Source organism: Derxia lacustris, from assembly GCF_002105195.1.
GTDB classification, from domain to species: Bacteria; Pseudomonadota; Gammaproteobacteria; order Burkholderiales; family Burkholderiaceae_E; genus Derxia; species Derxia lacustris.
The window spans coordinates 271,387-294,589 of the sequence record NZ_MUHU01000002.1 but is presented as its reverse complement, the minus strand read 5'-3'; the positions used below and the strand labels follow the sequence as shown (position 1 = coordinate 294,589).

Sequence of the window (23,203 nt, the reverse complement as noted above, 5' to 3'; positions counted from 1 at the left end):
GACAGGCGGGGCGTCATCTCACTTCACCACCACGCGGTAGCCCGCGGTGCTGATCATCTTGTGCCAGAGGTCGCCCCCGATCGCGGCCTGCGCCTGCTCCTTGTTGGGGAACTTGCCGTTCGCCGCGAGGATGGCCTTGACCTTGGCGCGCTCCACATCGCTCAGGCCGGTGAGCTGGTCCACGTCGCCGGGCTTGGCCTTCTTGAGGTTGACCTGCTTCTTCTTGCCGTACTTGAGCAGGTAGTGCTTGGGGTTGGTGTCGATCGGATTGCTCACGCCCACCTGCTTGATCGTGCGCTGGGCGCCGGCGGCGGTCACTTCCTGCGCGGTGCAGCTGAGCGACTGCGGCACGCCGGTCTCGGCCTGCATGATGTCCTTCACCGTCTTGCGCGAGTCGTCGTCGCTGTCGGCCAGCACGGTGTCGACGCTGGCGATCGGCCCGCTCATGTCTCGGCCGTACATGGCCGCCACCTTCACGGTCAGGTACTTGCCCTTCTCCTTCCAGGCGTTGCCGCCGATCTTCTTCATCTCGGCCACCACATGCTTCTCGAACTGGTGGTAGTGGCTCGCGCCGCTGGAATTGTTGGCCGGCGTGGTGAGCGGCGTGAGGTTCGCCCAGTCGGTGCCGCTGCCGCCCAGGCCGGCGTTCAGCAGATGGCCCTGAATGTAGTAGCTCGTGCCGCCGGTCTTGCGCTTGGCGAGCAGCGTCCACTTGGCATTGCCGCCGCCGCCGGCGGGCGTGCCGCCCTTGCAGTCCTTCTGATGATTGATGGTCTTGAGGGCCGAGCGGCCGAAGCCGTTGACCGTGCCGCCGAAGGTGGTCTCGGCGGTCTTGCCCTTGGGCAGCAGCGCCACGGTCTGCACCGCCAGCGTGTCGAGCAGGGCTTCGAGCGTTTCGGCGTTGGCGGCGCCGTTCTCGGTGGCCTCGGATGTGGGGCCGCCCTTTTCCTTCTTGAGCAGGTCGTCGATCTTCTTGGCGGTGGCGCGCGCCGCCGCCTTGTTGCCCTCGGGCGCGTTGACGGCGTCGATCATCGCGCCGTAGGGCGTCTCGTCGGAACGGATGGCGAGGTTGAGGCTGCCCGGCGCGCCGCGCACCAGCAGCGTGTGCCTTTCGCCGTCTTCGAGCGCGAAGCCCTTCTTCTTCTTCCACCAGTTGAGCAGCTTCTTCGCGCCGGCCTTCACCGCGCCGAACAGCTTCTTCACCACCGCCACGATCTTGGCGATGGCCTTGTCGATCGCCTTGTCGACCTTGGTCTGCACCTTGAGGATGAAGGCCTTGATCTTGTCGCCGATGCCGCCCAAGCCCACCAGCCGCGCCAGAAAGCCGATCACGATGGGAATCGCGCTCGCCAGCGACTTCTCGATCCAGCTGATCGCCCCGCCGATGGCGCCGGTTGCAATCGCATGCACCGAGTTCACCACCGCCTCGACCAGCGCCATGATCTGCTGCGCCTTCTCGACCACGAACATCACCACGTTGTAGATGGCGATGACCGCCTGCACGATGGCGCCGGCCGGGTTGAACATCGACACCACCTTGGCGACGGCCTGCTTCACCACGGTGTCGATCAGCCAGTCCTGGATCGCGCCGATGACCATTTCCTTCAGGCTCGCGAGATCTTCCTTGAGCTTTTCCCAGAGCTTCTGCGGGCCGCCGGTGACCAGCTCCTTCACGTACTCGACCACCTTTTCGATGACCGTCACGGCGGTGTTGCCGATGAGCTTGACCGCCTTGGCCCGCATGCTGGCGTAGGTGATGCCCAGCACGCCGAGCACCAGCTTGAGGATGCTCGGCAGGCTCAGATCGGTCGGCAGCTCGATGCCGGCGCCGGCCAGCGCGCCGAACAGCCACTTCATGAAGCCGGCCTTGAGGTGGGTCCAGATGTTGGCCACGAAGGCGTTGAAGCCGCCCTTCACCGCCGCGATCAGATTGCCCAGAAAGCCGATCGGATCGTCGAGGATGAGCTGGATCGTCTCCTGCCCCTTCTTGATGATGCCGAGCAGCTTGGCCTTGAATTCCAGCAGCGCCTTGATGACCTCGCCGAGCTTTTCCGCGAACTGCTGCACCAGCCCCTTGTTCTCGTCCTGGATCTGCTTGAGCGCCTCGTCGGCCTTGTCGAAGGCCTCCTTGTATTTCTGCGCGAGCGACGTGGCCAGCTCGTTCTTCTTGCTCTCGATGCCCGATTCCAGCTCGCTGAAGCGCTCGGCCACCGCCTGCGCCGCCTGCTCGCCGGTGGCCTTGAGATTGGCCGGCAACCCGGCCACATAGGCCTTGATGCGCGACTGGCCGGTGGCCACATCGGCCTTGGCGCGCGCGAGCCGGCTTTCGACCAGCGCGGCGATGCGGTCGATGACCCGGTCCATCGCCGACTGGAACAGCGCCCGGCCCTCGACATAGAAGCGGTTGACCTCGTCGGGCAGGCTCAGGATCTGGTCCTTGATCCAGCGCGCCAGACCCACCAGCGGAATGCTCAGATAGCGGTCGAGCTTGTAGGCAAACAGCCGGTCGTCGACGAAGGTCTTCATCGCCGCGAGCGCCGCCTCGACGCCCGGATCGAAGATCGCCGACACATCGGCATCGAGCGCGCCGAGATTGGTCTCGACCTTGGTCTTGGTGTCGGCGTAGATCGCCTCGATGTCGCTCGCGACCTTCTTGCGGTCGGCTTCTTCCTTGAGCGCCTGCTGCTGCTGGCGGCTCAGCACCTTGGCATTGCCGGCGCCGCGCGTGCCCGCGAGCAGCAGCGCGCCTTGCCGGCCGCGCGAGCCGGCGGCAGCGCGGGCGGCGCCGAGCACGCCGGCTTCCCTGGCGCGGAAACCGGCCGGCGCCTTGTCGGCTTGCGCTGCGACCGCGCCCTGGGCGCCGGCCAGCGCGGTGAAGCGCGGGTCGTTGGCCTTTTGCAGGCTCTCGGGCTTGATCTTTTCGTCGGCCAGCGCCTGCGTGGTGTCGGTCTTGGATTGCTGCAGCGAGGCTTCGGCCGGCGTGGCGGGCGGCGGCATGCCGTTCGCGGCATCGACGGCGGGCGCGCCGGGCGCGGGCTCGGGCGGCAGCGCGCTGCTGGGCTGGGCCGGCACCGCGCCTTCGTTGGGCGGCTTTTTCGCGGCGGCTTCGGACGGGCCGGCGGCGGCGTCCTTCTGCGCATCCACGTTGTGGTCGAGCGCGCCCTTGATGGCGCCGGCCGCGCCGCCGTTCATGAACTTCTCGGTATCGCCGAGCGTCTTGGGCATCGCCTTGTCGATCTCGGCGCGCAGCAGCGCCTTGAAGGATTGCGGCTGGGGCTTGGGCGCGGGCGCGTCCTTGACCTCGTCGACCACCTTGGCCTTGGCGCCGGCCAGCCGCTCGTTGGGCGGCGCCTTGGCGGCCTTGGACGCCTCGCTTGCCTTCTGCTTCGGCGGCGCGTGCTTCTTGAGCCGCGCGGCGCCCGACTTGATCTGGTCGGTCACGGCGACGAAGCGCGCATCGGCCTTGGCATTGGCGACGCGGCGCGGGGCCGTGCGGAGGGCGAGGGCGCACATGGTCAGCGGCTTTTGCGGGGCGGGCGGAGGTGGGCGGGCGGCGTGCGCATGGCGGGCTCAGCGACCGAGCGGATAGAGCGCGCCGGCGCGGCGGTATTCGCGCCGCAGGGCGTCGGCGAGCAGCGGCTCCGTCAGGCGCTGCTCGCGCGCGAGCGCGGCCGAGGCGGCGTCGAGCACCACGTTGCGCACCTGGCCGCCGGCCAGCGCGCAGGCTTCGGCGATGCGCTCCAGCGCGGCCTCGGGCACTACGTGGTCGGGCGGCAGATGCGCGCGCCACAGCGCCAGCCGCTCGGCAAATTCCGGCGCGCGGAACTGCACCAGCAGATCGAAGCGGCGCAGGAAGGCGGTGTCGATGCGCTCAAGCGCGTTGGTCGTGACGAGCACCAGGCCGCGATGGGTTTCGAGGCGCTGGAGCAGGAAGTTGGTTTCGAGATTGGCGTAGCGGTCGTGGGCATTGCCCACGTCGGTGCGGCGCGCGAGCAGGGCGTCGCCCTCGTCGAGCAGCAGCATCACGTCGAGCGCCTCGGCGGCCGACAGCAGGCGGTGCAGGTTGCGCTCGGTCTCGCCGATGTACTTGCTGACCACCGACGACAGATCGAGCCGGTAGAGCGGCAGGCCGAGGCGCTCGGCGAGCACCTGGGCGGCGAGCGTCTTGCCGGTGCCGGACGGGCCGGCGAACAGCGCGCGCACGCCGGCGTTGAGGCGCGCGGCGAAGGCCGGCGGCAGGGTCTCGCGCAGGCGGTCGCGCTGGGCGCAGCGGGCTTCGAGCGTGTCGAGGTCGCGCTCGACATCGGCATCGAGAACGAGGGCGGCGCGGGTGGCGCCACGGGTGTCGAGGCGGCGCGCGAGGTTGTCGAGCTCGGCGGCGCCGCCGGCGAGGGCGGCTTCGCGCAGGCGGGCGGCGAGGGTGGCGGGCGTGGCGTTGGCGGCGCTTGCGCTGCCGGCTGGCGGCGCGGCAAGGCCGGCTGCGTCCGCGCGCCGCAGCGCATTCACCAGATGGCCCGAGGAAAGATGCAGCCGCGATGCGACTTCGGGCGCGGTCGCGGCCGGTGCGTGGCGCGCGACGAGGGCGGTGCGCAGCGCGGCATCGGGCAGCGGCAGGCGCAGCACCAGGGCCGGCGCGGGCAGGTCCTCGATGGCGTCGTCGTCGCCACAGACCACGCCGATCCAGCCGCGATAGCCGGCGAGCGGCGGCAGGCGCAGGCGTTCGCCGGGCGTGGCGCGCAGGCGGATGACCGGGCGCGCGCCGGTCAGCGTGGCGAAGGCGCCGAGCCAGGGCGGCGCGGCGCGGGCGGCGTCGGCGGCGGGCGTGCCGTCGGGTGGCCAGTCGATGAGCAGCGCCGGGCGGCCTTCGGCGCGGGCCAGGGCGCGCAGCAGGGCGCTGCGGCCGTTGTGGCTGGCGCCGCGCACCAGCACGCAGGCGTGGGCGGCGGCGTGGCGGATGGCGCTGGCTTCGGCTTCGGTGTTGGCGTTGGCGTTGGCGGGCGTGGCCGGCGTGGCGCCGATGTCCTCTGCGTCGAGCCCGAGCGCGGCGCGCGTGGCGGCGTCGAGCAGCAGGCTGGCGAGCGCGGGCGCGTCGGCGGCGTCGGCGAGCCGCAGGCCGGGCGCGGGCCGGGCTGGCGCTTCGCCACGCGCGGCCGACCAGCAGTTGTCCTCCACTTCCCAGGTGGCGTCGGCGCGGCTGGCGCCGGGCTGGCAGGCGCGCAGCAGGCCCAGCTCGGCAAGCGCGCGCAGGGCCGGCCGCAGGCCGTCGCGCGGCGCCGTGCCCCACCAGGATTGCATCAGCGCGCTGCCGGGGCGGCGCTCGCCGCAGTCGGGATCGAGCGCCTCGAACACCGGGCCGAAGCGCGCGTCCTCCTCCACCAGCCCGGCGACGAGCCAGATTTCGAGTGCGGCGGGCGGCAGCTCGGCGGCCTGCACCAGCGCATGCAGCGGCGCATGCAGCACGTCGGCGTCGGCCTCGGCCAGCGCCTGGGCGTAGTCGAGCAGGAAGGGAAAGCGCGCGGCGACCGCGTCCTCGCCCAGGCGCTCGCTGGCGGCGGCGGTCACGCGCCAGGCGGCGGCCAGCAGCAGCGGGCGGAAGGCGGCGGCGAGGTCGTCGGCGGCGGGCGAGGTGCTGGTGCCGGGCAGGCCGGTGGCGCCGTGGCTGGCGGCGGACGCCGGATCGGGCGTGGGGCCGTCGGCGGCGTGGTGAAGCGGGTGGGCGTCGTCGAGTTTCATCGCGCGGCTTTCATTCGAAGACGAAGCGCAGGCTGCGGCCGGCGCCGGGCAGCGGACCCGGATCGCGGTCCAGGCCGGCGAGCCGCCAGACGACCGGATGACCGTCGAGCGGCAGCACCGCGACCAGCTCGGCCTCGGACAGCCAGAGCCGCGCCGGCGGCCCGACCAGCGCGCGGCCGAGCAGCGCTGGCGCAATGCCGAGCGCCGCGCCAAGCCGCAAGCGCAGCGAGTGGCGGTAGCGCGCCAGCCAGCGGCCGAGGGCGCGCGCGGGTTGGTGGCGCAGGCGCAGCGCGGCGGCGTTGCGGACGGCATTGCGGCGCCGGCCGGGCGCGAGCGGCCGATGGCGCGGCGCCGGCGCGGGCGGCACCGGCCAGTGCCGGTCGAGCGCGGCGGCGCGGTCGTCGGCCGGGCTGGCGTTGGCGTTGGCGTCGGCATCGCTCTCGGCATCGTCGGCCAGCCGCGCGAGCAGCGGCCAGAGCGGATCGTCGCGCAGCGCCGGGCCGATCAGCCCGAGCCCGAGCGCCGCCAGCAGCCGCCACAGCGGCAGCGGAAAGCGCGGATCGCGCGGCCGCGTGAAGTCGGGATAGAGCCCGTCGCCGAGCAGCAGGTTGACCAGGAACAGCAGCCGCGCATGCCGGGTGACGACGACGCGCGGCGCGGCATCGAGCGGCGGCGCGGGCGCTGCGTCGGCGGGCGGCTCGGCGATGGCGGTGGGCTGGCTTGCGCGGGCTGGGCGGTCGAGGTCGGTGGCGCGCGAGCGCGGGACCGGTGTGGCGGCGGGCGCGGTCGGCGGCTCGGCGCGTGACGGGGCGAAGAAAGCGGGGCTGTGCGCGGCGGCGCGGTCGGTGTCGGCTTGCGGGTGGGCGTCGCTGTCGGTGCGGTCGGGCGCGGTGGCCGGGTCCATGGGGTCGGTGGTCGGCGATGTGCCGACATCGGCGGCGAAGTCGGATGTCGGCCGGGCGATGTCGCTCGATGCGCCGGTGGCATCGGGCGCGGCGGCGCGTCGAGCGGTCGGGGCAGAGGCCTGCGTCTGCGGCGCGGACGCGGGGCGGTGGCCGTCGTCGGCGCTGCCCGACGCGGTAGGGCGCGGGCGCGTGAGGTGGTCGAGCGTCGCGGTCGGCGCGGGCAGCGGGCGGGCGGCGGCGCGAGCGTCGTCGAGGGAGGTGGCAGCACCGTCGCGGGAAGCCGCGCGACGGTAGCCGGCAGGCGCGGTGGCGCGGGCGTCGGGGCTGCTGTCGTGGGCGCTTTGCGCGGCGCCGTTGTGCGGCCGGGAGGTGGTGCCGGCGGCAGTCTCGTCGCAGGGCGAGGAGGTACGCAGGCCGGTGGTGCCGCCCGCGCTTGTGTCGGCGGCCGCGCGCCTGCCGGCATCGGGCGGCAAGCCGGTCGGCGCGTCAGGCCGGCCACCCGCTTCCGCCACCGGGACAGAGCTGGCGCGCATGGCGGGCGGCATCCCGCGTCGCGCGGCGCCGTCGCCCGCCACCGGAGCCAGCACGCCGCGCGCGACCAGCGCCGGCCGTACCGCCTCCGCCAATCCGGCGCGCGCGAGCAGCCGCAGCGCGGCCTCGGCATGCGTCGCCTGCTCGCGCCAGCCCGCCGTCCAGTCCGGATGCGCGCGCCCGAGCCATTGCCGCCACCACCAGCAATCGAGCCGGTCGTCGAGCGCGTCGCGCGCGAGGCAGGCGAGCAGCTCGGCCGTGTCGCCGAACAGCACCGCCTGCGCCTGCGGCGACACCGCGCCGAGCGCCGGCCGCGCCGCGACCGCCGCCGCGTCCGCGATCGCGCCGCGCGCCAGGCCCGCCACCGCGAGCCGCAGCCGCGCGTCGGGCAGACGGTCGAGCGCGGCGCGCGGCAGATCGAGCGCCAGCCGGCGCAGCAGCAGCAGCGCCTGCGGCGGCAACGGCGGCAGCGCATCGGCCACCTCGGCCGCCAGCGTCTCGGCCGCGAGCCGCGCCAGCACTGCGTCGCGCGGAGCGCCGGGCGCGCGCAGCCGCGCGATGGCGAGGGCGGGCGGCGCGCTCATCGGCGGCGGGCGGGCGGTGAGTTCATCGCGGGCGGCTGGGCGGCAGGTGCATCGCTGGCGACCCGGCTCAGCCCGGCTTGCCGGGCCGCTTGCGCGCCGGCCGCCGCAGCTTGTCGGGCGCCTGGGTCAGCACCGAGCCGGCCAGGCTGCGTTCCTCGGCCGAGGTCTGCGGATTGCCGAGCACCCGGCCGGCCAGCGCCGCCACCCGCGCCGAGCTGCGCTCGCCGGTCGCCAGCGCGGTCGGTGCGCCACCGCACCAGTTGCTGCCGGCATCGATCTCGCCGGTGTCGGGCGCGTCGGCATCGCGCAGCCGCAGCAGCCATTGCGGCGCGGCGGTTTCGTCGGCCTGCCACAGCCGGTAGAGCCGCAGGCTGGCGCGGTCGCGCGGCACCGGCGCATCGGCCAGCGCCTGGTCGAGCGCGGCGGCAAACGCGGCCCGGCCGAGCGCGATCTCGTCGGGCAGCGGCAGTTCGTCGGCGAACACCGCCTGCCAGCGCGCGCCGGTCGCGTCGTCCAGCAGCAGCGCCGGCGGCAGCAGGGCAAACGCGGCCGGCGTGGCCTCGGCGGCGCGCGCCAGCGCGAGCGTGGCGCTGTCGCGCAGCTGGGCGGCGCACTGGCGCGCCAGCGCTTCCATCGCCACCCGCTCGCTGCGCGGCCAGAGCGCATCCGACTCGGCACCGGGCGGCGGCGCCAGCCGGCGCCGCGCCGCATCGACATCGATCCAGTCGATCGCGCCGCCGGCGCCGATGGCCAGCACCGCCAGCGGCAGATCGTCGGCGCGCAGCGTGGGCGCCACCGTGGCCGGCCACCAGCCCAGTAGCCGCGTGGCATCGAGGCCGGCGGTCGCGGCCAGCGCATGCGCCACGCGGTTGCGCAGATCGGTCGCGCTGGCGCCGGCCGGCGCGCGCAGCGCCACCAGCCGGGCGCGCACGCCGGGCAGTTCCAGCTTGCGATTGCAGGCGCCGACCTCGCCGAGCAGCGTCGGCGCGCGACCGTCGCCGATCCAGCCCGGCGTCAGCACCAGCAGATGCAGCCCGGCCAGCGCGCCCAGGCTGCCGAAGCGCGCCGCGCAATCGCCAAATCGCCCGCCGCTCGCGCCGGCCGCCACGCTGCCGGCAATGTCGAGCTCGAAGCTTTCGGTCTCGACCACGTCGCCGGCCGGCGTCACGCCGAGCCCGGCCTCGATGGTGAGCAGGCTGCCGCCCTGCCAGCGCAGGCCCAGGCCGCGCTCGATGCCGCAGCCGGCCAGCCGCGCCAGCCGGCGCTGGCCGGCCTCGCGCGCGGTCTGCTCGCGTTGCAGGTCTTCGGCCGACAGCAGCCGGCCGTTGAAGAAATAGGTGCGTGCCTCGCCGCTGGCGATGCGCGGCTGGTCGAGCCCGAGCGTGGTCGTCATGTCAGCCCCTTCCGATCACCAGCCATTGCGTCTTGCGCAGGCCGATCAGCGTCACCGCCGCCTGCGGCGCCAGCGTCAGGCTGGCCTGGTTGTCGATCAGCGTGTTGGGCCGCAGCACGTTGATGCCGTCGCCGACCACGGTGACGGCCGACTTGGTGGCGAGCGACTTGATGATGACCACGCGCTGATCCTCGGGCGCGCCGAGGTCGAAGGCCAGCTTCTCGCCCTCGGCCTGGATGACGACGACATGGTCGGTCGGCAGCAGCTTGTTGTCCTTGGTCATGTCGGTCACCACGCGCATCGCCCAGTGGGTCTGCGGCGTGGTGTCGACGGTGAGGTCGTCGCCGACCTTGGCCACCGCGATGTGACGCCCGGCGCGCGCCGGCCGCAGCGCGCCGATGGCATAGCCGCCGGCGCCGTCGCCATTGAGGATCTGCCCGGCCGCCGGCACGCCGGTCTGGCCGGTGCCGCCCTGGGCCGGCGTGATGGGCAGGCTCAGGCCGCTGCCGCCGCTGGCGTTGAAACTGAGCTGCCAGCCCTGGGGCTCGGGCGGGCTGGCCTCGATCTGGCTCAGGTTCACGCTCACGGTCGGGCTGTCGACCAATTGCGCGAGCAGGTAGTTGCCGGCGGCATTGGGATCGCCGACCAGCACCTGCAACGGCGCCGGCGGCGTGGCGAGGCCGGTGCCGCCCTGGGCCGGCGCGAGCGGCGTGCCGAGGGTGAGCGCGCCGCCGACGCTGGCATCGGTGCCGACGGCCAGCGCGCCGCTGGCGCCGATGTCGCCGGTCACGGTGACACCCGAGCCGAGGCTGGTGGCGCCGGTCACGCTCAGCGTGCCGCCGACCGATTCGTCGCCGGTCACGGCCAGACCGCCGCCCACGCTGGCGGCGCCGGTCACCGCGAGTTCGCCGCCGAGGCTGGTGGCGCCGGTCACGGCCAATGCGCCGCCGACCGTCGCATCGCCGGTCACCGCGAGCGTGCTGCCGAGGCTGGCATCGCCGGTCACGGCCAGCGTGCCGCCAAAGCTGCCGTCGCCCGTCACCGCGAGCGAATCCGCCGCGAGCGCGCCGGTCACCGTCAGCCCGGCGAACTCGGGGCTGTCGAGCGGGCCCAGGTTCTGCACCGTGTCGATCAGGATGTCGGGCGCGGCGCTGTCCACGTCGACGACGAGGTTCTGCGTCAGCGCATCGGTGCCGGTCGGCGTGTGCGTGACCGGCACGAGGCGGCCCAGCTCGAAGTGCGCCGGGCCGGCATCGCTGACCGGCACGCCGACCAGCAGCTGGCCGCGCTCGGGCGCCGCGCTCTGGCCGGTGCCGCCATCGGAGACCGGGATCGGCGCGCTCATGCCGGGGCCGTAGTAGTCGGGGCCGCCCACGTCGCTGTCGGCGGTGCCGGGCCACTTGACCGCCGGATGCAGCACCGCCTTGCGCGCGGTCGGGTCGTCGAGGGTCGGCGCGTCGATGAAGTCGATGCGCGTCAGCGCATGGTCGTGGGCTGAGAAGTCGAGGTCGAGCGCCTGGGCATTGGGCAGCCGCGCGTCGAAGCGGCCGAGCACATAGGTGGCCTCGCGCGGCGCGTCGTTCTCCACGTTGGTGATGAGCCATTCCTGCAACAGCCGCAGATGCACCAGCTCGGCCCGGCCGAGCCAGCGCGCGACCGCGGTGTCGGCCGCCTCGGCCGGGAATTGCAGGTTGCCGGCGTCGAGCGCGATGTCGATGGCGGCGAGCAGCAGGCCGGCTTCGGCCGTGTCTTCGGCCGCTGGCACCGGGCCGAAATGCGCCATCGCATCGGCGCGCAGCCGGCGCGTCCACACGTCGAAGGCGGCGGCGATGAACTCGGCATAGCGCTCGCGCGGGATGACGAGGCGCGGGCCTTCGTCGGGCTGCGGATCGGGGTCGGGCGCGGGCGTGGCCGACAGCGGCGGATTGGCGAAGGCCGCCGCCGCATTGGCGATGGCGGCCTTCACCTGCGTCTCGACGGCGGCCTGGAAGTCGGCCAGCTCTGGCGCCGGCACTGGCGCGTCGCGCACTTCCACCCGGCGCAGCCAGGCGGCGAAAGTGCGCAGCGCGGCGTCCTCGGTCTGGGCCGGCGGCGTCCACGCGAAGTCGAGCGCAAAGCTGTCGGCGATGCGCGAATCGGCGACCAGCGAGTCCTCGTCGCGGCAGGGCTCGCCGGGGATCGGCACCGGCGTGCCGGTCACTTCCACCGCGCGCAGCACCACGTACACACTCGCCGCGCCGGTCTTGCCGCTGGCGCCTTCCTTGCCCGGGCCGGCCAGCCATTCGTCGAGGCGCGCGCACTGGTCGACCGCCACGCCCACGAGCTTGCCGTCGGGCAGCAGGGCCAGGCCGGGCGCGATGCGCACCTCAACCTGGGTGCCGGTCACGGCGGTGCTCACGCCCAGGCCGGTGATGGCGCCGTAGCCGATCAGCTCGCGCAGGGCGCGCTCGTCGCGGGCGGCGAGGTAGGCGTGCTCCTGCCGGAAGTCGTCCACGCCGAGCACCATGCCGAAGCTGAAATTGACGCGCTGGGCCGGGTCGAGCGCGGCGTCGGGCGCGGGTGCGAAGTTGTAGCCAGTGCAGCAGCCCATGTGGGTCTCCGGTGAAGTTGCTCAGCCGCGGTCGAGGCCGATGCGATCGGCCGGCGGCAGGGGGCGGATCGGGGCGAGGCGGGCGCCGCCGAGGTCGATGCGGCCCAGCACGGCCGGCGCGACGCTGCCGCCGCCCCAGCCGAGCGCGGCCAGTTCGGGCCGGCGCGCGAGGCCGGTTTCGAGCCGCGTGTCGAGCCCGAGGCGGGCCTCGCCGATGCGGAACAGGTCGAAGCCGAAGCGCACTTCGGCCACGGTGTGCGCGGGCTTCTCGGCCTCGACCGCGCGCAGCACGGCGTCGCGGCGGCGCGCGAGGTCGTCGAGATCGAGCCCGGTATCGGGCAGCGGCAGCACCACGCGAAAGCGGTGCGCGCCGGTCAGGCCGCGCAGCACGCGCGACTCGAAGCGGTGCCAGTCGGCGAGCGCGGCGTCGCTGGCCGGCAGCGCGACCGGCGCCGGGATGCGGTCGAAGTCGCGCCAGCGCGTGCCCCAGGCGGCGTTGAGCGCCGAGATGCGGCGCCAGCGGCGCGAGAGGAAGTCCTGCCAGCGGCGGCGCAGCGGTGCGCAGGGCGCGCTGGCGGCGAGGTAGGCGGTCCAGTCGGTGCGGTCGGCGGCGCTGGCGGGTTCGTCGGCGGGCAGGGCGGTGCCGGTGACTGCGGCGTCGGCGGCGCGCGCCTCGACCCAGGCCGGCCAGAGCCGGGCTTCCTCGATGGGCCCGCGCGGGACGAAGCCGAGCGCGCCGAGCAGCGCGGCGCGGCGTGCGGCCGGCGTGCTGCCGGTGGGCGCGGGCCAGCTCGCGCCAAGCGCTGCAACGGCTTGCAGATCGACCAGCGAATCGTCGCCGGCCAGCCGCGCGAGCAGTTGCGCGCGGTTCTGCGTGGCCGGGTTCCAGGCGCTCGCGGGCAGCGGCGGCACGAGGCCGAACAGCTCCTGCAGGCGCAGGCCGTGGGCGCGCGTGGCCAGTTGCTCGGGCGCGGCGAGCCAGGCTTCGTCGATGACCGGCTCCCAGGCGAGCGTCGCGGTGAGCAGCAGGCCGGGCACGGTGCCGCGCCGCGCATGGCGGGTGACGGCGTGGCGCAGCAGCAGGCGGCGGCGCGCGTCGTCCAGGGCCGGGTCGAGCGCGAGGCCGACCCAGCTGGCGAGCCAGTCGAGCGCGCCGGCTGGCGCGGTGCGCGCATCGAGCAGCCATTGGGCGGCGGCGATGCGGTCTTCCCAGCGCGTGAATTCACCCTCGAACAGCGCGAGGAAGCGGTCGAGGAAATCGGCGCTGGCCGGGTCGGCGCGGTAGACCGGCGGCAGATATTCGCGGGCGTAGGAGAAGCGCGGATACCAGGCGCGCAGGCCGCGCAGCAGCGGCGTCTGCTTGCCGTCGCCGGCAAGGCTCAGGCGCAGTTGCAGCCAGCGGCCGTGGGCGGATTGCAGCAGCGTGGCCCAGGTGCCGGAGGCGGCGTCGGTGCTCGCTGCGCCGGCGCAGGCGCCCGAGCCGCGCCACGGCAGCTCGCTGCCGGCGGGGCTGCGCGCCGGGCCGGGCTCGCGCTGCCAGGGCTGGCGCGCAAGGTCGGCGGGGTCGTCGGCGGCGCGGGTTTCGATGACGACCGTCGTGCCCGGCGGCAGGCGCAGGTCGAGCGCGACGCGGTGCCAGACGCAGGCCACGATGCCGCTGTCCCAGGCCGGCAGGTCGAGGCTGGCGGCACGCAGATGGCGCGGCTGCGGCAGCGCGAGCAGCGGCACCCAGCGCTCGTCGGCGGCATAGAACACGCGCGCCGCCGGATAGGCATGCAGCACCAGCCCGCCCGGCAGCGCGGCCAGCCCCAGGCCCAGATAGCGCCGCAGCGGCAGAAAGTCGCGCGCGATGCCGATGGCGAGCGCCCCGTCGGCGCGCCATTCGGCCGCGAAGCGGAAGGCCTGGTCGCCGCCGGCCGCGAGCACGAGGAAGCCGAAGCCGGCGTCGGCGGCGCTGGCGTCGCTGCCGTAATCGACCGCGAGCGCGCGGCTGGCGAGCGCCGGGCGTGGGCGTTCGCCGCCGTCGGCACGCGCCTCGACGACTTCGGCGATGAGCGCGTCGAGCGGGCCGGCGGGCACGGCTTCGACGCGGTCGCGGCGCAGCAGTGGCAGCACGCGGCCGTCGAGGTGGAGCGCGCCGGCGACGGGTGTGGCGATGCCGTCGATGTCGCGCCGGCCGACGACGAGCAGGCGTTCGCCGCGCAGCGCCGCGACGGCGGTGACGCGGATCGCGGCGAGGGCGTCGGCGGGCAGCGCGTCGCCGGGCGCGAGGCTGGCGAGCAGCGCGGGGTCGGCGAGCGCCGGGCGCAGGTCGAGGGTGCAGGGTTGCGGCGTGGCGGGTGCGGCCTTGGCGGCAGGCGTGGCGCCGTCTGCCGGGGCGGCCGGTGCTGCGCCATCCGCTTCGGCCGGCGCGGCACCGTCGGCGGCCGGCTTTGGCCCGAAGGCCGGCGCCACCGCCGACGCCGCCACGCGCGGCTTGAGATCGGCGCCGACGCGCCAGAGCCAGCCATTCACCAGCGCGCCAATGCCGCCGTCTTCCAGCGCGATCAGCGCCTCGGCGGTGCGCGCCGCGCCCGGTGCCTCGCCCGGCAGCCGGCCCAGCCCCGGCCAGCCCTGGAACAGCGGAGGCCCGGCGCCGTGCAGATCAAAGATCAGCAATCCGCCCGCCGCCGCCGACGCCACCACGAGGTAATGCCCGCGCGTGACCGCCAGCGCATCGAGCGCGAGCGGCGCCGGATCGGCCGGCTTGTTCACCGGCGCAAAGCCGCCCGGCCCCGGCGCGCGCCGCCCCGCCGTCAGTCCCTCGATGGCGGCAATCCCGTCGCGCTGCGGCGCGCCCGGCTGCTCGCCGGTCACCGGCCAGAAGTCCGACATCGCGCCGCTGCCCGCCGAGCGGATGCGGATCGCGCGCCGGTCGGTCGACAGCGAATACAGATTCCCCCAGGCATCGAAGGCGCCGCCGCGCCCGCCGTCCTCGGCAAGCGGCGCGGCCTCCACGCCGCGTGCGCGAAATTCGTAGAGCAGGCCCTTGAGCGCCAGCCCGCCCGCGCCGCAGTTGGTGGCGATCGGCCCGCTGCCGCTGCTGCCGTCGGCCCATTCGAGCGGACGGTCGCCGAGCGGCACGCCGGCCAGCGCGCTGTCGAGCACCGCCTGCCAATCACCCTGCGTGACGAGGGCGCGGTAGCGGCTGCCGTTGGCATCCATGCTCAGCACTCCTGCGGAATCTTGGGCACCGGCAGACGGCGCGCGCGCGTGCCGCCGTCGCCGCTGCCGTCCGCGCCGTCGCCCGCGCCGCTGCCGCGCCCGACCAGATCGTCGAGCGACACCGGATCGCCGAGCGTCACCGACAGCCCGGCGATGTAGGGCAGTTGCAGCCCCTGCATCGCAACGCTGTCGCGCCGGCTGCCGTTGGCGTCTCCAAGCAGCAGCCCGGCCACGCCGGCCACGCCGGTGGTGCGCGCGACCACCGCCGCCAGCTCCAGCGCAGTCACGGCGCGGAACAGCGGCCAGCCGTTCTCCAGCCCCGGCAGCGTGGCTGCGGGTGCGCCGGTCACGGCCGGCGGCAGCGGCGCGAGGTGATCGCGCAGGGCGGTGCGCACCCGGTCGCGCACCGTCGCCACCGACTGCCCGGCCACGATCTCGATGCCCACGCTGATCCACACGCCCGCATACACCGGCCCGCGCAGCAGCACCTCGCAAGTCACCAGCCGGCGCGGCGCCAGATGGCTGCACAGCGCGTCGATGAAATCGGCATCGGGCAGCGGGTTGTCGGGGTGCGCGGGGTCGGTGCGCGGAATGACCATGCAGGTGACCACGCCCGGCTGATCGCCCGGCAGCGCCGGCGACAGCTCGGGATGCCAGGCCGCGAGCACCTCGACCCGGCCGGTGTCGGCGCCCGGCGCGGCCTTGAGGATGTCGGCGAAATCGTCGGCGCTCACCGCGCGGTCGCGGTGCCGCAGCACGAGAGGAATGCGGCGCTCGCCGTCGGCGGCGGTCTCGGCATTGCTGCCGCCGGTGCAGGCGACCGGATTGCCGAGCTTGATGCCGGCCGGCAGCGCGGGCGCAAGCGCGATTGCGCCGGCCGCGACATTGCCGTCGGCGCCGTTCGACCAGTCGTAGCGCGCGGCAATCGCGGCGCCGGGCGCGGGCCGCGCGCCGTGGGTGCCGTCGCCAAAGCGCAGAAGGCCGGCCTCGGCGTCGAGCGCAAACACGTTCGAGCCGGCCTTGCCTTCGGCGGGAGCGGCTTCGAGTTCATCGGTGAGCTGCCAGCTCACGCCGCCGACCGCGAGCGCAATCGAATCGGCCAGCACCTGACCGTGGCCGAGCTGGCGCTGCTGGTCCACATCGCCGTCGCCGGGCGCGAGGATTTCGCGCTCGACCCGCGTGCGCTGGGTGACCGTGGCGCAATGCACGCCGGCCCAGCGCAGCTTCACGCCCGCCGTGCCCAGCCCGTCGATGCGCAGCCAGGTCAGCAGCCGGTCGTTGAGTTCGTCGTCGACCAGCAGCGGCGGCAGCTCGCCGACGCCGGCTTCGAGCGGCTCGTCGATGCCCCAGCTGGCGATGGCTTCGGCGCGCGGCAGCGTCACTTGCAGGATGCCGGCGCGGTCCGGAAAGCCGGCCGGCGCGACCGCGTCGAGCCGGGCATAGCTGGCGCTGCTGCCGACCTTGGGAATCCACACGCCGAGCGCCGGCGCCGGCCGCGCGCTCGCGCCCGGCACGATGGCCGCCGACGGATCGGCGCGTTCGGGCACGAGGCCGATGGACAGCGTCGATTCGGCCAGCTCGTTGCGCACCTGTTCGCGCTCGGCGGCGCTGGCGGCCTTGGGCGCGAGCAGCGCGAGCCAGAGCGCGCCGTCGACCGCCTCGGCGCCCACGTCGAAGGCGGCCGGCAGGTCGTCGAGCGCGACGGTTTCGTAGAGCACCGGCGCGAGCGCGCTGCCGCCGGCGGCCCAGTCGCGGCCGGTGGCTTCGTAGAGCTGGCGGTAGTAGTCGAGCAGCGCCGGATCGGGCGCGGCCACGGTGCGCTTGAACACCGCGAGGCCCTCGACCGGCGGCAGGTCGAGCCCGCTGTCGGTGATGAAGGGCAGCGCGCCTGCAAAGGCTTGCAAGCCGGGCAGCAGCGTCACCCGGCGGCGCTCGGGCGATTCGTTGCGCAGCTGCACCAGCCCGTGCGCCGGGCTGGCCGGCAGCAGCTTGATGCCGAGCAGTTGCAGGAACTTGAGCCGGTTGCGCTCGGGGATGAGGTTGGCGCGGTAGAGCAGGCTTTCCGCCATGAAGGCGAACAGCTCGACCAGGGTCACGCCGGGATCGGACGGGCCGGTGTGGGTCCATTCGGGCGCGTGCACCGAGGCGTAGGCGAGCGCATCGCGCACCAGGCTGTCGAAGTCGCGGTCGTCGATGGCGGGCAGGGTGATCGGCATGGCGGTCTCGGAGGTTGGCGGCGGGCGGGCGTTCAGCGGCCCTGCACCGGCACGCTGAGCGTGGTGCGGCCGGCCTCGCCGGTGGCGACCAGCGTGAAGGCGAGCGTGGCGAGCGCCGCCTCGGGATCGGACGGATCGGCGCCGACGCTGACCGAATCGACCTTCAGGCGCGGCTCGAAGCGCTCCAGGCTGCGGCGGATGCTTTCCTCGATCGCGCGCCAGGTGGGCGGCGTGTTCGGCTCGAACAGAAAGCGCTCCAGCCCGGCGCCAAAGCCCGGCCGGCGCAGCCGCTCGCCCTGGCCGGTGAGCAGCACCAGCTTCAGCGATTCGCGCACATTGGCTTCGCCGCTCGACCAGGCCATGCGGCCGTCGGCGGTCACGCGCAGCGGAAAGCCGAAGCCCCGCCCGTAGATGCTGGCGTCGTCCATCAGCGCTTTCCTTTCAGGCCGGGCACCGGGAAGCAGGCGATGAGAAACGGCAGCCAGCGGAAGATGAGATCGAGCAGCGTCGCGATGACGATGAGCAGCACGAAGGCGACGATGGTGATGATCGGAATCGACAGCGTGCAGATGGTCCCGAAGCTGCCCGACGGCCCGCTGCACACCTGGGCCTCGTTCGCGTCCAGGTCCTTGTGAAAGGGCCAGGGCAGCACCGAGCGGACCATGCGGCCGAAGCCCATGCGGCGCACCCGCTTCATCTGGCCGCAGAGCAGGTCGCTCATGATGAAAGCGCTGTTGCGGCCGTGCTTGCGCAGCCCGCCCGGCGTGGTGTCGAAGGGCAGGGCGATGCGGATCGGCCGCAGCGGCGCCTCGCTGTCGAAGAAGCCGGCAAGTTCAAAGACCTCGCTCGGCGCCGAGATGACGAGCGGATGCAGCGGCCCGCAATCGCAGCGCCGGTGCACGAAGCGCAGCACGAAGCGCGGCGGGCCGGCGTCCTCGGAGAGCGCCTGTTGCAGCTCGGCGGCCAGGCGCGCGGCGGCGGCCGGTTGCGGATTGGCGCTGCCCGATTGCTGCGCGGCGACGGCCGCGTCGATGGTGTCTTCGAGCGTGGCGGCGAAGGCGTCGATGTAGGCGATGGCGTCGTCCTGCGTGGTGTCGCTCGGCACCAGCGCGACCGTGCCGTTGGCGAACGCGAGGCGCAGGCGCGGATCGGCGCTGGCCACCGTGCCGCCCACGTCGGCCAGCAGCAGCGGCAGCGCAAAGCCGGGCCAGATCGACGGCGTGCCGTCGGACTGCGGCGAGAACAGCCGGTCGGCGGCATCGAGGCTGGCCGAGGCGGCGGCAATCGAACTGAGCGCGGCGCGTAGCGACAGCGCCAGCGGCCGCTTGCCCGCGACCACCACCGCCGACGACAGCGAGCGCGCGATGCTGTCCGGCAGCGTCGTGCGCCACGCCGCCGGCCAGGCGATGTCCTCCAGCGCGCGCAGCAGCCGGCCCGGCGCGTCGCTGGCGGGCGGATTGGCCGGCGCCACCGAGCCGAGCCGCGCGGCGGTCTGCGGCAGATGGGCATCGATGAATTCGCGCAGGTCCTGCATCAGCCGCCACGAGGCTTCGCAGAGCTGGTCGTTGAGCGCGATGGCGGCGGCCTTGATCTGCGCGGCGCTGGCGGGAATCTCGTTCTGGTCCTTGTCGAAGCCGATGCGCGCGGCGTCGAGGCTTTGCACCGCGCGCTCGACCAGCGCCTGCCACGGCGCCAGCACCTTCATGCGCGCGAGCGCCTTGAGGTCGTCGGCGCGGCTCCAGCCGCTCGCGTCGGCAGCCGTGGTCGGCTCGGCCGCCGCGCGCCGCGCGAAGCGGTATTCGTCATGCCGCGCGACCGGGATCAGCCCGCCGAGCATGCTGCGGCGCGGGCCCGCCGGCGGGTCGTAGTTGAGCGGGAAGACCGGCAGCCATTCCTCGCTGTCGGCGCAGCGCGCGGCCGGCGTGGCGACCGGCGCCCAGTAGCCGGCCTCGCCGGTCGGCTTGATGAAGGCGTGCTCGACCACGCGCGTGCCATTGCCGTCGGCCAGCGTGAACAGCCGCCGCAGCACGAAGCCCGACTTGTCGCCGCCCGAGGTGACGCGCGGCGGCAACCCCGGCAGCTCGCAGACCAGATGCGCGGCCGCGAGGTAGTAGCGCTGATGCACCGGCTGGAACAGCTTGAGCGTGGGCGTGACCGGCGCCGGCGGCGGCAGCGTCATCACCTCGGCCGAAGTGGCCGGGCTTTGCGTCGCCTGCGCGTCGCGCCGAAAGCCGAGCAGCGCCGTGCCGCGCTTGAGCAGCCGCGCCGGCCGCGCACCGTCGAAGGCGAGCGCCGTGGCCGACGGCGCCGGCGTCGGCTCGCCCACGCCGCTCCAGCTTTCGTACTTGGCGATCAGCTCCGGCAGCCGCTGCGGCGATTGCGCCAGCAGCCCGAGCAGCCGGTCCATGAAATCGTCGCCGTCGAAGCGCAGCAGCGCCGGCGCCGGCCGCACCGGCTGGGCCACGAAAGCCTCGGCGCCGACCCAGCGCAACACATGCTTCGCGCTCACAGGATGTTCCCCGCGCCCGGCGTGTAGGTGGCCGCGATGATGGTGTTGGTGATGACCGTGTCGGCCTGCACCACGCCCGAGAACTTGGACATGCCGGCATTCACCGTGACCATGCCGGCCGACACCTCGACCTGACTCGCGCTGACCTTGACCTGCGCCGACGCATTCACCGTGATGCCGGCCGGCTCCAGCTTCACGCTGTTGCCGTTGCTGTCCTTGGCCTCGATGCTCCCCGGCCCGTCCTTGAGCGTGACCGAGCAGCCGCCCGGCGTGGCGATGACGATGCTTTCCTGCCCGGACCTGTCCTCGATGCTGATGAGCACGCCGTTGCGGCTGCGGATCGTCTTCTTCGCGTTGTTGGCGTCGGGGCTTTCGGGCGGCGCGTCGCGGCCGTTCCACAGCCCGCCGATCACGCAGGGATGGCGCGGATCGCCGCCCTCGAACACGACCAGCACTTCATCGTCGACATCGGGCATGAACCACGAGCCACGGTTGTTGCCGGCGAACAGCGTCGCGACGCGGGCCCAGGCTTCATAGCGCTCGCCCTTGCCGTCGGGCGTCCAGGGCAGCGTGAGCTTGATGCGGCCCTGGCTGTCGGGGTCGCGCAGGTCGGTCACGACGGCCACATGGCAGCCGTACCAGCGCCCGCCCCAGCCGGACGGCAGGCGGTCGGCGTAGAGCGCTTCGGCAGGGGTGAAGTCGAACATGGCGGCGGCTTTCGGTGATCGGGCGGTGGTGGGCTGGCGCGGGCGTCAGGGCTTGCCGACGGCGGCGCGCTCGACCGCGAATTCGGTGCGCAGGCCCTCGACGTTGTCGTAGCGGTGGCAGACCTCGGTGACGGCGTACTTGCCGTTGAACATCGCGCCGACGCCGCCCAGTTCCACGCGCGCGCCGCAGCGCAGGCGGGCGTCGGGCGTGGCGATGCCGCGTCCGGTGACAAAGCGCCGGCCGAGCTGGCGCATCCAGCTTTCGGCGAGCGCGCGGGCTTCGCCGGCATCGGCGGGCGCGAGGTGGGCGACGTTGTCGGCGCGCTCGCCGAAGCCGCGTTGCAGCAGCGCCGGGCCGCTGTCGCCGCCGTCGAGTTCGCCGGCCAGCACGCTGTCGGTCGCGCTTTCGCGCAGCGCGCGCTTGGCGGCCACGTCCCAGCCGCTCACGTCGAGTTTTGTGCGCTGGAGCGCGAGGTCGGCGCGCACGTCGAAGCCGAGCAGCGTGCTGCCGTAGTCGAGCGCGATGCTGGCGCCGCCGGCACGCGCCGGGCGTGGCGCGACATGCAGCGTGTCGTCGGCCAGCCAGACTTCGCCGCCGGCGGCGCGCGCGCGTTCGCGCAGGAAGGCGAGGTCGCTCTGGTTGACCTGGGCGACGACGGCGTGGGTCGGGCCGGGCAGGTCGATCTGCGCGCCGAGGCCGTGGTCGCTGGCGAGGCGGCGTGCGATGTCGGCGTCGCTCGCCTGCGCGAAGCAGCGCGTGCGGCGCGTCATGCGCAGGTCCTGCAACCGGTCTTCGGCATAGACCACCACCAGCACCTCGCCGGCGCCCAGGCGCGGAAAGCGGCCCTCGATGGCGCTGATGCGGCCGGCAAAGATGCGGTCGTTCTGCAGCTTTACCTCGATGCGCTTGCCGAATTCGAGCCGGTCGCGGCCGAACAGCGGATAGCCGTGCGAGCCGTCGGCCGTCAGGCCCCAGCCGTGGAAGGCCAGCTCGCAGCGCGCCATGCCGTCGCTGCGTTCCTCGACGCGCATCTCGGCCAGCGCCGCCGCCAGATCGGCCGCCGAACTGCCGTCGACGAGCACGACGGGCCGGGCGGAAGCGAGCGGGAGATTGGCGTCGGGCATGGCTGGGGCTGGGGTGTTGGCGGTGGCGTTGAAGGGCGCGGGTGAACTGCGGCGGCGTCAGTGCGCGAAGCTGCGCAGCGCGCGTTCGCGGCGCTGCTCGGCGGCCTGTTGCAGCGCGGCCGGACGCGGCGGCTCGGGCGCGGGCGGCTGGCTGCCGCCGTCGGCCGCATCGCTCGCGGTGGAAGCGCGCATGCCGGCAGCGGCCGGCGCCGGCGTGAGTTCGAACTCGCCGATGTGGACGGGCATGGCGGCCTCCTCAGCCGGTGACGATGCGCGGCTTGGTCGCGCTCAGGTCGATGAACTGGCCCGGCGCGATCGCGCGCGGGTTCTCGATGCCGTTGGCCGCCGCGACCCGCTGCCAGCCGCCCGCGCCGAAGGCCGCGCCCGGGCTGGCCGCGAGCCCGGCGCCCACGCTCGCGCCGATGGATGCGCCCGCGCCGACCGACAGCCCGGCGCTCGCGCCCACGCTCAGCGATGCCGACAGGCCCGCGCCAAAGCCGCTGCCGCCGCCCGGCGCCATCCCCGGCTGCCCGTCGGTCATCTGTTGCAGGCTCTGCCCGCCGCGCGCCAGCGCCAGCGGATTGCTGCCGGTGTTCTTGCGGTCGTGGGTCACGCGGCCATCGCCGCTGAACGCCGGCACCAGAATCGTCTGCTGCACGAGGTTGAGCGCCACGGTCGCGCGCAGCGCCTTGCCGTCGGCGGAGAAGAAATCGACCGTCTCCTCGATGCTCTCGACGATGCCGTCGAACAGGAAGCGGCCCCAGATGAAGCGCACGCCCGGCGGCACCTGCTGACTCGCATCCTTGGCGCCCTTGCCGGGCGGTTTGGGCTTCATGAAGTGCAGCACCTCGGCGGTCACGCGGCGCACGTCGTCCACCTGAAACAGGCTGGCCTTGCCCGATTGCGCGGCGCCGTCGTTGCGGCCGCCGTCGCTGACGAGGAAGGCCGCATCGGTCGCCGCGCTCACGTCGAAGGTGAGCTGCACCGACAGCTTGGTGCTGCCCGCGCCCACGAACTGCCGCGCCGGCGTGCCCTGCGACTGGTTGCCGGCCGGCTTGCTGCTGGCGTTGTTCCCTTCCTTGGTCTGGTTGGCGTAGGCCAGCTTCAGCGTCTCGGGGTTGAACTGCACCGGCACGCGCTTGCCGCCGGGCAGCACGTCGCTCAGGTCGTCCTTCAGCTCGATGAGTTCGGCGCGGACGATCACGCGATCAGTCATGGCTCTTGTCCTCCCAGCGAAAGCTTTCGTAGGCGATCTGCATTTCCTCGACCGCCACCGTGCCGTCGCGCGCATTGAGCGTAGGCGCCTTGAGCTTGACCGGCAGGCAGCGGCTCAGCACGAAGCGGCCCCATTCGGTCCGGCCGTCGTGGCGCAGCACGCTCACCGTCACGCCGGCGCGCAGCCAGGGGTTTTCGAGCGAGGTCGAGAACCAGTCCCACAGGTCGAAGCCCTGGGTGACGCCGCGCTTGAGCGCGAGCTGGCCGAAGGCCACCGGCCCCGACAGCCGATGCACGCGCGAGCTGTTGCCGCCCTCGCGCAGCGACTTCACTTCCTGCGACATCTCGATGCCGTCGCACTCCGAAAAGGCACCGCCGGCGAGCGGCGCCGACTTGTCCTCGCGCAGGATTTCCACGACGAAGTTGAAGGCGGGGAAGGGCTGCCATTTCTGGCGCTCCTGTTCCTGGGCGGTGGCCATGGTCAGCGGTCC

The 23,203-nt window shown here is 73.9% G+C and carries 14 protein-coding genes; all 14 read right to left on the bottom strand.

From position 1 onward, the window contains the following. Positions 1–18: 18 nt before the first annotated feature. Positions 19–3,513, bottom strand: a complete 3,495-nt coding sequence (locus B9P64_RS03150; RefSeq protein WP_085314806.1) for a phage tail protein — start codon at positions 3,511–3,513, stop codon at positions 19–21. 57 nt (positions 3,514–3,570) lie between these two features. Beyond that, on the bottom strand, positions 3,571–5,733 hold the full coding sequence (locus B9P64_RS03145) for an ATP-binding protein (RefSeq protein ID WP_085314805.1): 2,163 nt from the start codon (positions 5,731–5,733) through the stop codon (positions 3,571–3,573). 10 nt (positions 5,734–5,743) lie between these two features. Further along, positions 5,744–7,753, bottom strand: a complete 2,010-nt coding sequence (locus tag B9P64_RS03140; RefSeq protein WP_085314804.1) for a hypothetical protein — start codon at positions 7,751–7,753, stop codon at positions 5,744–5,746. 67 nt (positions 7,754–7,820) lie between these two features. Continuing rightward, positions 7,821–9,146, bottom strand: coding sequence for a hypothetical protein (locus B9P64_RS03135; RefSeq protein ID WP_085314803.1), 1,326 nt, complete (start codon positions 9,144–9,146; stop codon positions 7,821–7,823). Between the two features lies 1 nt (position 9,147). Beyond that, positions 9,148–11,736, bottom strand: coding sequence for a hypothetical protein (locus B9P64_RS03130; protein ID WP_085314802.1), 2,589 nt, complete (start codon positions 11,734–11,736; stop codon positions 9,148–9,150). A 21-nt stretch (positions 11,737–11,757) separates the two neighbouring features. Next, positions 11,758–14,940: a phage tail protein gene (locus B9P64_RS03125; RefSeq protein ID WP_085314801.1), complete on the bottom strand. Its 3,183-nt coding sequence runs from the start codon at positions 14,938–14,940 to the stop codon at positions 11,758–11,760. Between the two features lie 2 nt (positions 14,941–14,942). Further along, positions 14,943–17,156, bottom strand: a complete 2,214-nt coding sequence (locus tag B9P64_RS03120) for a baseplate J/gp47 family protein (RefSeq protein ID WP_085314800.1) — start codon at positions 17,154–17,156, stop codon at positions 14,943–14,945. A 32-nt stretch (positions 17,157–17,188) separates the two neighbouring features. Further along, entirely contained in the window at positions 17,189–17,584 is a 396-nt protein-coding gene (locus B9P64_RS03115; protein WP_085314799.1) for a GPW/gp25 family protein, read from the bottom strand. Beyond that, the gene (locus B9P64_RS03110) at positions 17,584–19,665 is read right to left on the bottom strand and encodes a hypothetical protein (protein ID WP_085314798.1); all 2,082 of its coding nucleotides are present in this window, start codon (positions 19,663–19,665) and stop codon (positions 17,584–17,586) included. Before B9P64_RS03110 ends, B9P64_RS03115 begins: the two co-directional genes overlap by 1 nt. Next, positions 19,662–20,372, bottom strand: coding sequence for a phage baseplate assembly protein V (locus B9P64_RS03105; protein ID WP_085314797.1), 711 nt, complete (start codon positions 20,370–20,372; stop codon positions 19,662–19,664). The genes B9P64_RS03110 and B9P64_RS03105 overlap by 4 nt, the downstream gene beginning before the upstream one ends. 45 nt (positions 20,373–20,417) lie before the next feature. Further along, positions 20,418–21,497, bottom strand: a complete 1,080-nt coding sequence (locus B9P64_RS03100; protein WP_085314796.1) for a phage late control D family protein — start codon at positions 21,495–21,497, stop codon at positions 20,418–20,420. Positions 21,498–21,554: 57 nt separating this feature from the next. Beyond that, on the bottom strand, positions 21,555–21,743 hold the full coding sequence (locus B9P64_RS03095) for a hypothetical protein (protein ID WP_085314795.1): 189 nt from the start codon (positions 21,741–21,743) through the stop codon (positions 21,555–21,557). A gap of 10 nt (positions 21,744–21,753) precedes the next feature. Next, positions 21,754–22,713, bottom strand: a complete 960-nt coding sequence (locus B9P64_RS03090; RefSeq protein ID WP_085314794.1) for a CIS tube protein — start codon at positions 22,711–22,713, stop codon at positions 21,754–21,756. Beyond that, complete coding sequence (locus B9P64_RS03085) at positions 22,706–23,191, bottom strand: phage tail protein (RefSeq protein WP_085314793.1); 486 nt, start codon at positions 23,189–23,191, stop codon at positions 22,706–22,708. The genes B9P64_RS03090 and B9P64_RS03085 overlap by 8 nt, the downstream gene beginning before the upstream one ends. Positions 23,192–23,203 lie beyond the last annotated feature (12 nt).

Excerpts from the sequence above, each read along its gene's own strand:
- B9P64_RS03150 (WP_085314806.1), bottom strand. The coding sequence starts at position 3,513 with ATGTGCGCCCTCGCCCTCCGCACGGCCCCGCGCCGCGTCGCCAATGCC.
- B9P64_RS03145 (WP_085314805.1), bottom strand. The coding sequence starts at position 5,733 with ATGAAACTCGACGACGCCCACCCGCTTCACCACGCCGCCGACGGCCCC.
- B9P64_RS03140 (WP_085314804.1), bottom strand. The coding sequence starts at position 7,753 with ATGAGCGCGCCGCCCGCCCTCGCCATCGCGCGGCTGCGCGCGCCCGGC.
- B9P64_RS03135 (WP_085314803.1), bottom strand. The coding sequence starts at position 9,146 with ATGACGACCACGCTCGGGCTCGACCAGCCGCGCATCGCCAGCGGCGAG.
- B9P64_RS03130 (WP_085314802.1), bottom strand. The coding sequence starts at position 11,736 with ATGGGCTGCTGCACTGGCTACAACTTCGCACCCGCGCCCGACGCCGCG.
- B9P64_RS03125 (WP_085314801.1), bottom strand. The coding sequence starts at position 14,940 with ATGGATGCCAACGGCAGCCGCTACCGCGCCCTCGTCACGCAGGGTGAT.
- B9P64_RS03120 (WP_085314800.1), bottom strand. The coding sequence starts at position 17,156 with ATGCCGATCACCCTGCCCGCCATCGACGACCGCGACTTCGACAGCCTG.
- B9P64_RS03115 (WP_085314799.1), bottom strand. The coding sequence starts at position 17,584 with ATGGACGACGCCAGCATCTACGGGCGGGGCTTCGGCTTTCCGCTGCGC.
- B9P64_RS03105 (WP_085314797.1), bottom strand. The coding sequence starts at position 20,372 with ATGTTCGACTTCACCCCTGCCGAAGCGCTCTACGCCGACCGCCTGCCG.
- B9P64_RS03100 (WP_085314796.1), bottom strand. The coding sequence starts at position 21,497 with ATGCCCGACGCCAATCTCCCGCTCGCTTCCGCCCGGCCCGTCGTGCTC.
- B9P64_RS03095 (WP_085314795.1), bottom strand. The coding sequence starts at position 21,743 with ATGCCCGTCCACATCGGCGAGTTCGAACTCACGCCGGCGCCGGCCGCT.
- B9P64_RS03090 (WP_085314794.1), bottom strand. The coding sequence starts at position 22,713 with ATGACTGATCGCGTGATCGTCCGCGCCGAACTCATCGAGCTGAAGGAC.
- B9P64_RS03085 (WP_085314793.1), bottom strand. The coding sequence starts at position 23,191 with ATGGCCACCGCCCAGGAACAGGAGCGCCAGAAATGGCAGCCCTTCCCC.